Raw genomic sequence first — 13,928 nt, forward strand, 5'->3', positions numbered from 1 at the left:
TTCGGCGTACTCGCCGAACGCGGCGACGTCGTCTGGTCCGATCGTGCTGCCGATGGTGGGATGCGCGAGGCCCGACCAGGTGGAGTCCTACGTCTGATGGACACAAGCCAGGCTCGGTCGCGGTGACGAACTCGCGATGACGTGGCCGCCTGACCTCCTGGCCTTCAAGCGAGGACGGAACGAGCGGCCTCCTCGCCCATGCGTATCGCGCCTTCGATATGCGTGAACCCGAGTCCGGCGATGTCGGAACTCGCGAAGCGGATCCGCCCAACTGCGGCCTTCGACGCCTCCCCGTATCGAACGGTGCCACCGACGTCGAAACTTGCCCCGTACGCGCCCCGCGTGTAGCGCTCGTTCACCCAATCACTCTCGAAATACGCACGTGGATGCAGGGCAGCGTCACCGAAGTACGCAGCGAAGGAACCGAGAATGGCGCTCCGTCGCTCCTCCTCGGAAAGCGTGTAGAGGCGGTCGGCCACCCGATCCGAGACGAACCCGACGAGCGTGCCGCCGTTGTCACCCGGCACCGTGTTGTCGTACGCCTCGTGCACGTCCCGGTAGGGACTGAAGGCCGTGCCGGAAAGCCCATTGTCGCGCCAGAACGGCTCGTCGTACCAAGCCTGGACCTTGATCACCTGACCGCTGGAGAGGTGCTGATATGCCTGCTGCTTGATCGGCGGGAGAGCAGGCTCAAAGTCGATTCGTGAGATGAGCTGCGGTGGAACGGCCACGATGACGTCCGAGGCCAGGAAATCGGCTTCGTCCGTGCGAACGAGAATGCGATCACCGGACTGCGCGATGGCGCGAACATCTGCGCTGAGCCGCATCGCGTGCTCACCGACCCGCTTGGCGAGGGCGAGCGGCACCTGGTGCATTCCACCGCTGACCCTGCGATCGAGAATGAAGTCGGGGTCCACGAGATCATCGAATCCGCCCGCACTCGCGCACATGACGAGAGCCTGGAGCATCGAGAAGGCGTCGGCCGGCTTGGTGAGCATGGCCCCGGCGATGAAAAGCGCGACATTGTCAACCGCCTCGTCATCAGAGGAACGGGCACGGAGCCAACCGTCCAAGGTCACCGAGTCCAGTTCGGCAGCCCGAGGATGCAGCCACGGCGCAGAGGGGTCGACCTCGAGCGACAACGTCTGCAACTCGGCCATGAGTCGCTCTGCCTCAACGACGGTGGCCGGAGGCATGGGGAACACCTCGCCCACGTAGGTGCGCGCCACGCCATCGGGCCCGATGTAGACGTTCTCCCCCGTCCTGTAGCGCTGGAACGTCTGCAGACCCAACTCCTCGATGACGGCGATCAACCTGGTCTGGTCTGGCGCGATCCACTGCCCGCCGACCTCGACGAGCGTCTCGCCGTGGTGCTCTGACTTCACCCGCCCGCCGACACGATCCCGCGCCTCGAGCACGAGCACAGAGAGCCCGGCGTCCTGCAGCATCCGAGCTGCGGACAATCCGGCCATGCCTGCGCCGATGATGACCACGTCTGCGTCCGCGTCCTGGGCCCGATCAGTGGGGCCGGTCTCGGTTCTCGTCATCTCGCATCTCCTCGTCTCCGGCGCTCGGCGCCGTTTCCATCGAACCCGGACCGGACGACCCGGAACAGACTGCTGTCGCGGGTGACCGCGCCGCGAATGAACCCTCCGTGGCTGCGCGCCGTGTCGCGGAGGAAATGCACGACCTCCTCGGTGATCTCCTCGCCCGGCAGGACGTTCGGGATGCCGGGCGGGTAGGCCGCGAGGGTGTCCGAGGACACCCGCCCCACCGCCAGCGCCGCCGGCACCAGCTCACTCGGAGCGAGGAATGCGGCGCGGGGCGTGAGCACGCTCCGGCCTGCCGGAGGCAGCGTCCGCTGCAGCACGCCTGGCGGCGTGGCCGCGTCGGTGAGACCCTCTCCTGCGATCCTGGCCGCCTCCTCGAGACTCGACACGATCCTTTCGACATCGGGTTCGGCCCCCGCCCCGAGCAAAGCGATCACGGCATGCGAGGTCGCGGCTTCGAAGTAGACGCCGAGGCTGTTCGCGCAGATCTCCTTGAGCTCGTACCCGGAAGTGCCGAGGGCTGAGACGTCGATGGGCACGTGAAGCGGGTCCATCGCCACGATGTCCGGGAATTGACCAAAGCTGTCCTCGACGAGCGTCAGTGCGCTGCTCGCACGCACTGCCGCACGCAGCGCATCCGCCGAGCGCACCGACCTGGCGATGGCCTCGGCCCCCGTGCTCAGGTGGTGGCGAGCGATGTCGAGGGACGCCAGCAGCCACGTGTTCTCGCTCGTGGACTGCTCGAGGTTGAAGGTGCGCTCGACAAGGGGTTCGAGCAGGTCGGCGAACGGTCCCTCCGCCAGGTGCAGCATTGCCGATTGCGTGAGGCTCTGGCCTAGCTTGTGCGTACTGGAGACGACGAGGTCGGCCCCTTGACGCAACGGGTTCTCCGGAACGAGCGGGCTGAAGCCGAAGTGCGCCCCCCAGGCCGCGTCCACCACCAGGGGAAGCCCGTGCCGGTGAGCGACGGACGCGAGCCCCTCGACATCGGCCACTGCCCCGAAGTAGCTCGGGCTGATGACGTAGACACCGGCCACGTCGTCACCGGCCGCCGCGCTCTCTGCGAGTACGTCCTCCAGGTCGGCCGGGGAGACGCCGTGCGCGATGCCGCGCTCCACGTCGATCCCTGGGAGCACGAAGCGCGGCGAGAGGCCCGAGAGGATGAGTCCGTCGACGAAGGAGCTGTGCGAGCTGCGTTGGGAGATCATTCCGGAGGCCAGGCAGCCGAGGGCAAGCGCAGCGACGCGATTGCCCTGCGAGGCGCCGTTCGTGAGGAACCAGACCCGGCGGGCTCCCCATGCGTCCGCAGCGAGTGCTTTCGCGCGATCCAGGGGGTTGTCATCACCTTTGTCGAGCCCCGTGAGGAGTGGCGTCCAGTCTTTCGCGAACGGCCGATCGGCCATGAACCGGTCGAGGCGCTCGGGCACGGCACCGGCCTGAGCACTGTGCCCTGGCACGATCACCCGGACGAGATCTCGCTGCGCGAACGCATCGAGCGCGTCCGCATACGGTGTCTGATCCTGGCTGTGCGCATCAGAGGATGCAGCGGAATCGTTGGTCATCGTTCAGTACCTCCAGCGGACGCGAGCCGCCACATCGTCGCCCTCGAGGTCGCGATGGGCCTCCCAGTCGCGAGCGCGGACTGCGCGGTAGGAGTCGAAGAGCTCGGGCCCGAGCAGGTCATGGAAGAACGTGCTCGCGGAGTAGCGATCGAGTGCGTTCCCGAGGTCGGTGGGGAATCGCTCCACTCCGAGGCTCGTCCGCTCGGCATCAGTGAGCTCGGCAGGATCTGCACGGACGGCGGACGGCAACGGCGTGCGCCTCCGGACGCCCTCGGTAGCCGCCCCGATCAGAGCAGCCACTGCCAGGTAGTGGTTGGCGGCGGGGTCAGCGCACTTCACTTCGATGTTCGACTGCTCGGCACCGTACCCCGCGAAGCCACCCATGTACCGGACCGCCGCTTCGCGGTTGCTCGGCCCCCAGCAGGCGTATGCCCCTGCCCAGTGGTGGGGTTTCAGTCGCTCGAAGCTCAGCGTGGATCCTCCGAGCAGCACCAGGCCGTCGACGAGGTTGCCGACGATCCCGCCGACCATGTGCTCCGCGTCCTCCGCCATGCCTGACTCGCGCTCGGGATCGAAGAAGATGTTCGACCCGCTGGCCGAGGCCGACAGGTGGATGTGGCATCCGTTCGATACGCCGCCAAGCACGGCCACGGGGGCGAAGGAGACCAGGAACCCGTGTCGAAGGGCCACTCGGGTCACTACCATGCGGGCGAGGACGTAGTCGTCGACAGCGCGCACCGGGGCGCGCGGCGCTAGGGACAGCTCAATCTGCCCGGACTCGTACTCGGGGTGCAGCTGCTCGACGGGGACACCGGCGACGCGGAGGGCGTCGAGCAGCTCGAGGTGCCAGGTCTCGAGTTCCAGGAACGGCAGGGTGCCATAGCCCGGTCCCGAGTGAGCGAGTTCCGGCGCGTCCTTCGTGCCCCGGAAGAGGGTGAACTCCAGCTCCATGCCGACGAGGAACTCGTAGTCGGAGTCACTCGCGATGCGCTTGAGGGCCGATCGCTGACAGGTGGGGTGGGGCATGCCGTCCAGGGCGAAGAGGTCGCTCGGCGCCCATGCGAGGCCGAGCTCTTCGTCGATCCAGGCCAGGGCGCTGGAGTCGGGGATGCCGCGGAGGTCGCCGATGGTGGGATCGATCGCCGTGGTCGAGGTCGCGAAATCGTCAACCGCCAGGAGCATGCCCACGCTCAAGGAGATCGTCGATCCTCGTGTGAGAGCGGAGGGCACCCGGTCTTGCGGGATGACCTTGAGTCGGCTGATTCCGGCGTTGTCGATGTGCGAGATCATCAGCGCACGGATATCCCGGATGTCGACGTTCTGCGGTGCGTCAGGCATGGAGCTCCTTCTGGTCGAACATGAGCTGGGGGTTGTTTCGCACGACGGCGAAGTAAGCGCGGAGCATCATCCGCGCCAGCACCTCGACGAGGTCGTCATCGGGTGCAAACGCCGGATTGTGCAGTCCGGGCGAGTCAGCATGGCCATCACCGACGCCGACGAAGATCATGAGCGAGGGGAAGATCTCGCAGTAGAACGCGAAGTCATCTGACCCGCACGATCGGAAGGGTTCCGCCTGCACGGCGCCATCGTCCTCGAGCGCGGCAGCGATGGATGCGGTCAGCTCCGGATCGTTGTGCAGGACGGGCTCGCCCTGACTGAAGACCACTTCGGCCTCGCATCCGTACGCCCCCGCGACTGAACGCGCGACCTGGCCGAGCTCAGCTTGGAGGAACCCCCGGTCGCCCTCGTGATAGCTGCGCACCGTTCCGCCGAGCGTTGCTTCGCCGGGGATCTGATTGTTGGAGTCGCCGGCGCGGAGACGGCCGATCGTCACGACCGCGGGCGTCATCGGATCGATTCGCCGGGAAACCAGCTGCTGGACCGCTTGGACGATGGCCGCGGCCGCCACGATCGGATCGTTGCCACGGTGCGGATAGGCGCCGTGGGCGGCCCGTCCCGCGATCCGAATCTCGAAGTCATCGGCAGACGCGTTCACCGGGCCGGGAATCGACGAGATGTGGCCGCTTGGGAGCGCCGGCTGAAGGTGCAGTCCGAGCATGGCCTGGATCTCGTTGCCTCGGAACTCATCGCTGGCGACGAAGTCACGGGCTCCGGACGGCATCACCTCTTCGCGCGGCTGGTAGGCGGCGACGAACCCGATCGGGATCTCAAGCTCCCTGAGTGTCATCGCTGCCGCCGCGAGCGCGGCTGCATGCACATCGTGGCCGCACAGGTGCGCAGCGCCTGGGCGCTCGGACGACCACGCTCGACCGCTCTTCTCCTGGATCGGCAGGGCATCGAGCTCCGCACGGACCGCCACGGAGGGCCCGCTCGCGGGGCCGACCCGGACGTACATCCCCTCCGCGACCGGCACGCCCGTGACACCGAGTGCAGCTTCGATGAGCGACCGCGTCTCCGTCTCTTCCCCGCCGAGGCACGGGCTTCGGTGAATACTGTGGCGCAGTCCGATCGCCGCCGGGATGTGGCCGGCGAGGTGTCGGCTCGCTTCGCGCTCGAGCGCGTCGATTTCCGCGATCCTCACGCGTGGTCCTCGATTCCGTAGAGGCGCGCTGCGTTGCCGGACGCGATCAGGCCCGCTATGCGGCGCGCTTCCTCGGCGGTCGTCCAGTCATCGGCGATCCAGCTGTCGAGGAGTCGCCCCAGCTGCGTTCGCCACGACAGGCTGCTGATGAGGTACTGCTCGGCGAGGCCGTAGGCGTCCGAAGAGAACAGAATCTTCGTGAATGGTGCGACCTCCATCATGTGTCCGATCGCCACGCCAGCGCTTGGCCCGAGGTAGTGCGTGACGGCGCCGACGTCGCAGTACACATGCGGGAAGAGCTGGGACAGGATCCCGGCCTCGCGGATGAACGGGTAGCAGTGAAGCAGGGTGAATGCGGCACCGGACTCGACGGTCGCCGCGAAGAATCTGGTCGCCCTCGATGGGTCGGCTCGGAACAGCTGGATGTCGCTGTCTCCGTACCCCGTGTGCAACTGGATGGGCTTGCCGAACGGAATCGCCGCCCAGAGCAGGTGACGCAAGATGACGGGTTCAGTGAGCCGCCAATTCCCCGTGGCCGAGGCTGTGGAGAACCAGCGCCCTGCCGCCTCGACGACCTCAGCGGCGCTCGGCGGCTCGGGCGGGATGTCGAACCCGAACCGGTAGACGATGATCGACTTGAAGCCGATCGCGCGCTCGGCGGCCTCGGTGAGTGCGGTGAGGAAGTCGATGGCGAACGTTGCCGCGGTGCTCGCGGGGGCAACGCGCTCTGCAATGCGCTCGAGTCGCACGATCTCATGGGCAGGAATCCCGGTGATCTCCGTCATGGTCGGCGGCGAGGCCACCGGAGACGCTTCGAATCCCGTGTCGATGAGCAGGCGTGAGATCCCAGAGGCGCCCATCAGACGGCGGTGCACCTCGTCGGCCCCGAGCTCCGCGCGCCGGTCGAGATAGGCGTCGATTTCCGTGTGGCGCGGGAGGTCGAGCAGCGGCGCGCAGCGGGAGCGGATCGCGAGGCCGATCGGAGAGTCGAGCGTCTCTTGCGGTATGGGGGCCAGGTGGTCTGACTCCGTCGCGAGGAGGCGGAACTCTCCTCCCGTCAGCGAGGTCGGAACCAAGCCGTGGCAATGGTGATCCAGCAGCGCCAGTGAATCGGTCACGCTCATGTGAATCCCTTCGAAGTTTCATCGTTGCCGACATGAGATGGAGGCAATATTTCCGGTATGCACGTTCCGAACAACCTCGTTCGAGGCACACTATCGCAGATCCGAGCAGAACGTAACAAAAATTTCACATCATTATCTATTGATCAATTCAGGAATGTGAGTATCGTAAGTCCAACGCATTCCAGACCGCTCGGGCAACGGTGTCCGAGACCACAACTGCAGGGAGTCCCCCATGAGTTCCAAACGCGTCCAAGTGCCTTCTCGTCGGGCAGCAGCACTGGCGGCAGTGGCGGCAGTGACCCTGACCATGTCCGCATGCGCACCCCCAGGTGGTGGGTCCTCCGGAGGTGGGGAGGGTGACGTCGTCCTGGGCCTGCTTGCACCGCTCACCGGCGGCTCAGCCGCAGACGGCGCGCTCATGGAGCAAGGAGCGCGGCTCGCCGTCGACGAGTTGAACGCGGCGGGGGGCATCGAGGGTCGGACAGTGACGCTCGAGGTCGCCGACGTCAAAGACCAGAGCGCCGACGCGGTGGCCTCGGCGGTCAACTCCCTGACGGCCAACCCCGACGTGGCAGCGGTCTTGACCGGGTACGCGAGCACCACCAACTTCGAGATCGACCTCATGGCCGAAGCGGGCATGCCCTACATCATCGGCGGAGGCAGCGACCAGACAGCGGCGATCATTTCCGAGGACCCCGAGGCCTACCCGACGGTGTGGTCACTCACCCCCTCGTACGCCGGGTACGGCACCGACTTCCCTTCCAAGGTCGCAGCGTGGAACGAAGACGGCTCCTTCCCGCTTCGCAACGAGACCGTGTACATCATCTCCAGCGACAATCCCTACTCGAACGGAATCGCCTCCGGTCTGAGCGAGACGTTCGAGAGCGACGGCTGGAACGTGGTTGGCCCCGACACCGTTCCGTTCGGCGAAGTCAACGACTGGACGACGCAGATCACCAAGATCAAAGAAGCCGATCCCTCGGTCATCGTCAACACCGACTACCAGACCGCGAACGCCGCGAGCTTCCTCAGCCAGTTCGTCGCCAACCCGACTGATTCCCTGGTGTTCTCGCAATATGCGCCAAGCGTGCCCGAGTTCATCGATCTGGCAGGGTCCGCCGCGAATGGCGTGCTCTACAACCTGCCGATCTCCCCGTTGAAGACCACGCCGGAAGGCGAGGCGGCGATCGCGGCATTCGATGAGGCCTACGGCACCGACCCGGGTCTCTACGGAATCATGCTCTACGAATCCGTCCGCCTGTGGGCGGATGCCGCCGAGGCCGCCGGTGACCCCGGCGATCGCGAGGCGGTCGGCGCCGCGATCGGTGATCTCGACGTCGTGACCTCACTCGGTCGAGTGCATTTCGACCCGGCTACGCATCTCACCGTAGCGGGCGACGACGGAATCCCGATGATCTACTTCCAGATCCAGGATGAGCAGCGAGTCAGCATCGCGCCGGACGAAGCCGCCGAGACCTCCTTCACCGTGCCGCCATGGATGCAGTGACCCCCCGGCCCGGCCCCGTGCTGTCCGTGCGCAACGCCAGCCGGGTGTTCGGCGGCTTCACCGCCGTGCGCGACGTCTCCTTCGATGTAGCCGAGGGAGAGATCCTCGGCATCGCGGGCCCCAACGGCGCAGGCAAGTCGACGCTCTTCAATCTGATCTCCGGCGTGCCGTTCGGACCGTCGTCGGGTGAGATCTGGTTCGACGGCGCGAGGATCGACCGACTCCGTGCACCGAAGATCGCGCGCCGCGGCCTGCGTCGCACCTTCCAAAGCGAGCAGCTGTTCACGACGCTCACAGTCGGGGACAACGTGTCAGTCTCCGCCGCATACCTCAGCACCGGTATGACCCGTGCGGCTCGCCAAGAGTCCGTCGACATCGCCATCGACGCCGTCGGTATCGGCGCATACCGTGACCTGCCCTCCGGCGAGGTGCCGCTGCTGGTGAAGAAGAAGCTCATGATCGCTTCCGCCCTGGTCGCGCAGCCGCGGCTCCTGATGCTTGATGAACCAGCGGGCGGCCTCGACTCGGAAGACCAGGCCGAGCTCATCGAGCTCCTCAGCTTGCTCAACAGCCAGGGCCTGACACTGCTCATCATCGAACACGTGCTGAGCCTCCTCCGCGAGCTGGCGGGTCGGATGGTCGTGATGGCTGCCGGGTCCTCGCTGAGCGAGGGGACCCCCGAACAGGCGCTCAGCGACCCCGCCGTCGTCGAGGCCTACCTGGGGGGCGCGCATGAGTGAGCATCCACTGCTAGAGATCTCGGGTCTCCGAGCCGGGTACGGCCGCGCGACTGTGCTCCGGGGCATCGACGTCACCGTGCAACGAGGAGAGGCAATCGCGCTCCTCGGCCCGAACGGCCACGGCAAGACCACCATGCTCAACGCCGTCTCCGGACTCATCCGCCCGATGGCGGGAGCCATCCGATTCCAGGATGAGGACATCGTGCGCCGCGACCCGACGGAGATCTTCCGACGCGGACTCGTCCACATCCCTCAGGGCAGCCTGCTGTTCCCGCGACTGACCGTGCAAGAGAATGTGCTGCTCGGTTCGCGTCGCCCCGAGGCCCGTGCCCACCGGAGCGAGACGCTCGAGCTCGTGCAGGCCCTGTTCCCGAAGCTGCAGCAGCGCCGCGACCAACTCGTCGGCACACTGTCCGGCGGTGAACGGCAGATGGTCGCGATCGCAATGGGTCTGATGGCGAGGCCGGAATTGCTGGTCCTCGATGAGCCCACGCTCGGACTCGCCCCCAAGGTGCGGGGCGAGATCCTGGCAGCCCTCAAACAGGTACAGCGCACAGGACTCACGCTCCTGGTCGCCGACGGAGACATCGATTTCCTCTTCGAGCTCACCGACCGTTGGTATCTCATCGAACTCGGCCGCGTGGTCGGAAGTGGCAGCGCAGACCAGCGCCCCTCACAACAGGAGGTCATGGACATGTACGTTGGCGGGACCCATCCCACAGCCAGCTCGACTCCGGCAGGCAGCAATGGCTGACGCACTCATCGCCATCCTCGTCTCCGCCGTCGTACTCGGCTCGCTCTACGCTCTTCTGGCGAGCGGATTGTCGATCGTCTGGTCCACCCTCGGCGTCTTCAACTACGCCCAGGGCGGGATCCTGATCGCGGCCGGATATCTCATCTGGACCCTCGCCGGTCCGCTTGGGGTCCCGGTACTTCTGGCCTTTATCCTCGCCGTCCCGTTAGTGGCACTCCTCGGCGTCGTGCTCGAGCTGGTGGCGGTCCGTCCGCTCGTGCATCGCGCCAACGGCACCCTGCTGGTGATGGTGTCGACGCTCGCCGTCGCGAGTGCCATGGGTGGCGCCATGCAGCTCATCTGGGGCCCGACGAACCGCCAGCTTCCCGCGGTCTCAACTGAGACTGTGTCCATCGGAGGGACCCAGGTCGCCGTGACGAGTCTGCTGGCCCTCGCGCTCGCCCTCTCTCTCGTGATCGGGCTCATCCAACTGCTGAACCGCACCGAGTGGGGCGCGGGCATCCGCGCAGTGGCGCAGAATCGCGACATGGCGCTGCTGATGGGGATCAAGCCGTCTCGGGTCTACGCGACGGTCTTCGGCATCGCGGCCGTCCTGGCATGCGCTGCGGCGCTCATCTACGGAACGACGTCCACCCTCACGCCCACGAAGGGGTTCGAGCCGCTCCTGACTGCTTTTGTGGTGCTCGTGTTCGGCGGCTCCGCGACACTTTGGGGCACGCTGCTCGGCGCGTTCGTGATCGGCCTGCTCGAGGCGGCGACCTCGTTCGCGCTCGGCCTGCAGTGGAGCCCGGTCATCGTGTTCGTGGTGCTGGTCGCGGTCCTCCTGATCCGACCCCAGGGCTTGGTCAAAGGACGGACGGCATGAAACATCTCCTCTTCCGCTTCGGCGTCTATGCCGCTCTGCTGGCCGCGGCGTTCTTCACGCCGTACGTGATCGTGTCCGGCCCCGCGCGGCTTCTGGCCATTACTGCCTTGCTCTACGCGCTGCTGGCGACCAGCTGGAACCTGACGATCGGGTTCGGTGGCATCTTCAACTTCGCGCACGTGGGCTTCTTCGGCCTCGGCGGCTACGCCATGGCAGTCTCGACGGTGTCGTGGGAATGGAATCCGTGGTGGGGCCTCCTGTTCGGCGGGCTCACGGGAGCGGCCGCCGCGGCCGTCGCCTTTCTCCCGGCGCTGCGGATGCGCGGCATCTACGTGGCGCTGGTGACCTTCATCTTCGTGCAGTTGTGCTTCTACCTGGTGCTCGCCGTCCCCGGGCTGACCGGCGGCTCCAACGGGCTCCCCGGTGTGCCAGGGCTCGCGCTCGGCGACTTCCGCCTCTCGGATGCCGGCGGACTCGGCTATCTGTGGCTCACGGCCTTCGCTGTCGTCGCTCTGGTGATCGTGCTGCGCCACGTCATCCGATCGCCCTTCGGGCAGAGCCTCATCGCGCTGCGCGACAACGAGCAACTAGCGATCAGCCGCGGCATCAACCGCATCCGACAGCAACTGCTCTCCTTCGTGCTGAGCGGGTCGATCGCGGGTATCGCCGGTGCACTGTACGTCTCGTTCTTCCGAGTCGCCGACACCACCCTCTTCAGCTTCGGCTTCGTGACCCTCGGCCTGAGCATGATCTTCCTCGGAGGTACCGGACACATCTGGGGGCCGGTCCTCGGCGCGATCGTCGTCACGTTCGTCGACCGCTCCCTCACCGGCCTCGGCGCCTGGCAGCTGATCATCATCGGTGCGGGAACCGTGCTCGTGATGATCTTCCTCCCGAAGGGGCTGGCTGGCCTCGTCGACACTTCCGTCCGCGCGCTCGCTCGCCAGGTGCGCCGACGGAGACCGCCCTCCGCCCCGCCAACCATCCCAACAGCTCCAACCGTCACCTCACCAGGAAGCAGGATCGACCATGCCCGCATCTGACGTACCCCTCAAGCCCGAGCCCGAGCTCGCACTCCGCGAACGGGTGCTCGCTGCCGTCGACGCGCTGACCCCGCGGATGATCGAGTCTGTGGCTGCCGCCGTGCGCATCCCCAGCATCAACCCGAAGTACCCAGGGCAGGTCTACGACGACCATGTGGGACGCGAGAGCGAGGTCAGTGCGCTCATCGCCGAGATCTACCGTGAGGCGGGAGCCGAGGTGGAGATGGTCTCGGTCGAGGCGCAGCGAGACAACGCCTGCGCCCGTCTCGTCGGGTCAGGTGGTGGACGCTCGCTGCTGCTGAACGGGCACGTCGACGTGGTCCCGGCGAACGCCGAGAAGTGGAGCGAGGATCCGTTCGCCGGACGGGTCACGGACACTGCCGTTCATGGCCGAGGCGCGACCGACAACAAGGCCGGCGTCGTGGCCGCTGCGTATGCGGCCCTCGCACTTGCGAAGGCTGGTGTGAAGCTGCAGGGCGACCTCGTGCTCCAGGCTGTTGTCGGCGAAGAGGTGGGCGACCACGAGGCGGGCACCACCGCGGCCGTGAACGCGGGGTACACGGCGGATGCGGCAATCGTCGTGGAGCCGTCGCACTTCGACGATGGGGATCCCAACTACGCCATGTCGACCCCGGGCGGCCTGGTGTTCCGCGTCACATTGCAGGGGAAGACGGCGCATTCGAGCCTGCGGGGCATGACCGTCCACCCGACACTCCGCGGCGAGGCGCTGGGCGTCAACACCATCGACAAGTACTGGGTCGTCTACTCCGCGCTCCGCGAGCTCGAGAACCGCTGGGCACTGACCGATCGGCACCCCGATTTCGTCCCCGGTTATTTCAATCTCCTGCCCGGTGTCCTCGAGGCCCACCCGGTCGGCTTCCGGGTGCCCTTCGCCCACCCGGACGAGCTGGTCGTCGAGTACTGCGTGGCCCACCACCCCGACCGCACCAATGCCGAGGTGATCGCCGAGGTGGAGGCTGTGATCACGGCCGCGTGCGCGAACGACTCGTGGCTCGCGGCAAACCCTCCCCAGGTTGAGTGGACGCTGCTGTGGCCGCCCTACAACGCTCCTGAGGACCTCGATGTGGTGCCGGCGCTGCGTGCTGCCCACAGCGACGCTCTCGGCGCGTTCGACGGTTCACGCCCGGCGCTGCGCGAGGGATTCATGGGCCTGTGCGACGCAACCTGGCTGCAGGAGGCTGGCATCCCCGGTGTCATCTACGGGCCGGGGGCCGCCACCACCGCCCACGCCGAAGGCGAGTACGTGCCGATCCACCAGATCATCACGGTGGCCAAGACCTACGCGCTGACCGCTGTGCGGTATTGCGGCGTGGCCTGAGCGAACGGCTGCGGCGGCGGCTTACGCCAGGGGTGCTCGAGTGGCACCCCTGGCGCGCATGGCTTCGAGTTGCTCGAGCCGGGCTCGCCCCTCATCGCCGATCCGGTCGGTGACCGCCGCGATGAGGCTCTCCACGAGCGCGAGGGCCGGCACCAAACTGTCGAAGGGTGATGGCGCCTCGACTCGCACTGGCAGAACGACCCTGGCCAGGTCGGCGACGGGTGAGAGCCACCGATCCGTGAGCAGCACCACCTCTGCTCCCCGATCGGCCAGGCGCTGCGCGAACCTCACCGTCTCGATGTCGTAACGGCGATAGTCGAAGACCACGATCACGTCGGTGCGTGACGAATCGTTGACGAGTCCGAGCCGGCCGATCTCATCATCGGGGACCACCTCGACTCCTGGTCGGATCATCTGCAGGTGCGAGCACAGGTACTTGGCGAGGATCCAGCTGAAGCGGCCACCCATCAGGTGCACTCGCCGTCGCGGATCCGCGAGCAGGGAGACGGCGCGGTAGAACTCGCTCTCCGGCAGCTCGGCGAACGATTCGTTGATCCCCTGGTTGTACAGGTTCGCCGCGTAGCCGAGGAACTGGGAGGACTCGACCCGTCTATCGGCGCGGTCATACTGCTCGAGCGGTGATCCGAGATGCTCGTGGACCTCCCGAGCCAGCCGTCGCTGGAAAGCCGGATACCCCGAGAACCCAAGCCGAGAGATGAACCGCACGACCGTCGGCGGCGAGACGTTCGCTCGCTTCGCCAGCTCAGCCATGCGTTCGAGCCCCGCAATCGGGTAGTTCGCAAGGAGTGTACGGGCGACCTTGCGCTCGCTCGCCGAGAACCGATCCAGGGCGTCGCGGATGAGCTCCTCGATAGCCGGTTCAGACACGTCACTGCCTTCTG

Annotated in this window: 12 protein-coding genes; 6 read left to right on the forward strand and 6 right to left on the reverse strand. The window is 66.7% G+C overall.

What is annotated here, in order from left to right; genetic code table 11:
- Positions 1-164: 164 nt before the first annotated feature.
- The 5 genes from C5C17_RS15815 to C5C17_RS15835 are packed head-to-tail and all read right to left on the reverse strand — an operon-like array spanning position 165 to position 6,778.
- Positions 165-1,547 (reverse strand): NAD(P)/FAD-dependent oxidoreductase, encoded by a 1,383-nt coding sequence (locus C5C17_RS15815; RefSeq protein ID WP_104254350.1) that lies wholly within the window; start codon positions 1,545-1,547, stop codon positions 165-167.
- Complete coding sequence (locus tag C5C17_RS15820; protein WP_104254351.1) at positions 1,544-3,112, reverse strand: aminotransferase class I/II-fold pyridoxal phosphate-dependent enzyme; 1,569 nt, start codon at positions 3,110-3,112, stop codon at positions 1,544-1,546. Before C5C17_RS15820 ends, C5C17_RS15815 begins: the two co-directional genes overlap by 4 nt.
- 3 nt (positions 3,113-3,115) lie before the next feature.
- Positions 3,116-4,450, reverse strand: coding sequence for a glutamine synthetase (locus C5C17_RS15825; RefSeq protein WP_104254352.1), 1,335 nt, complete (start codon positions 4,448-4,450; stop codon positions 3,116-3,118).
- A complete protein-coding gene (locus C5C17_RS15830) occupies positions 4,443-5,654 on the reverse strand; it encodes a M20 family metallopeptidase (RefSeq protein ID WP_181028642.1) in 1,212 nt (403 codons plus the stop codon). Before C5C17_RS15830 ends, C5C17_RS15825 begins: the two co-directional genes overlap by 8 nt.
- Complete coding sequence (locus C5C17_RS15835) at positions 5,651-6,778, reverse strand: amidohydrolase family protein (protein WP_104254354.1); 1,128 nt, start codon at positions 6,776-6,778, stop codon at positions 5,651-5,653. Before C5C17_RS15835 ends, C5C17_RS15830 begins: the two co-directional genes overlap by 4 nt.
- Before the next feature lie 232 nt (positions 6,779-7,010).
- On the opposite strand from C5C17_RS15835, the gene C5C17_RS15840 reads away from it, so the two are divergent.
- Genes C5C17_RS15840 through C5C17_RS15865 form a run of 6 tightly spaced genes read left to right on the forward strand, consistent with a single transcriptional unit; the run spans position 7,011 to position 13,026 of the window.
- Complete coding sequence (locus tag C5C17_RS15840; RefSeq protein WP_104254355.1) at positions 7,011-8,285, forward strand: ABC transporter substrate-binding protein; 1,275 nt, start codon at positions 7,011-7,013, stop codon at positions 8,283-8,285.
- Positions 8,273-9,025 carry an ABC transporter ATP-binding protein gene (locus C5C17_RS15845; RefSeq protein WP_104254356.1) on the forward strand — a complete coding sequence of 251 codons (753 nt, stop codon included), beginning with the start codon at positions 8,273-8,275 and terminating at the stop codon, positions 9,023-9,025. Before C5C17_RS15840 ends, C5C17_RS15845 begins: the two co-directional genes overlap by 13 nt.
- Complete coding sequence (locus C5C17_RS15850; RefSeq protein ID WP_104254357.1) at positions 9,018-9,779, forward strand: ABC transporter ATP-binding protein; 762 nt, start codon at positions 9,018-9,020, stop codon at positions 9,777-9,779. Before C5C17_RS15845 ends, C5C17_RS15850 begins: the two co-directional genes overlap by 8 nt.
- Complete coding sequence (locus C5C17_RS15855; protein ID WP_181028643.1) at positions 9,772-10,644, forward strand: branched-chain amino acid ABC transporter permease; 873 nt, start codon at positions 9,772-9,774, stop codon at positions 10,642-10,644. Before C5C17_RS15850 ends, C5C17_RS15855 begins: the two co-directional genes overlap by 8 nt.
- Complete coding sequence (locus C5C17_RS15860; protein ID WP_104254359.1) at positions 10,641-11,687, forward strand: branched-chain amino acid ABC transporter permease; 1,047 nt, start codon at positions 10,641-10,643, stop codon at positions 11,685-11,687. The genes C5C17_RS15855 and C5C17_RS15860 overlap by 4 nt, the downstream gene beginning before the upstream one ends.
- Entirely contained in the window at positions 11,674-13,026 is a 1,353-nt protein-coding gene (locus tag C5C17_RS15865) for an ArgE/DapE family deacylase (protein WP_104254360.1), read from the forward strand. The genes C5C17_RS15860 and C5C17_RS15865 overlap by 14 nt, the downstream gene beginning before the upstream one ends.
- 21 nt (positions 13,027-13,047) lie before the next feature.
- Here C5C17_RS15865 and C5C17_RS15870 read toward each other — a convergent pair whose 3' ends face one another.
- Entirely contained in the window at positions 13,048-13,914 is an 867-nt protein-coding gene (locus C5C17_RS15870; RefSeq protein ID WP_160070981.1) for a MurR/RpiR family transcriptional regulator, read from the reverse strand.
- Positions 13,915-13,928: the final 14 nt, after the last annotated feature.

Source organism: Pseudoclavibacter sp. RFBA6, from assembly GCF_002931575.1.
Classification (GTDB): domain Bacteria; phylum Actinomycetota; class Actinomycetes; order Actinomycetales; family Microbacteriaceae; genus Pseudoclavibacter; species Pseudoclavibacter terrae.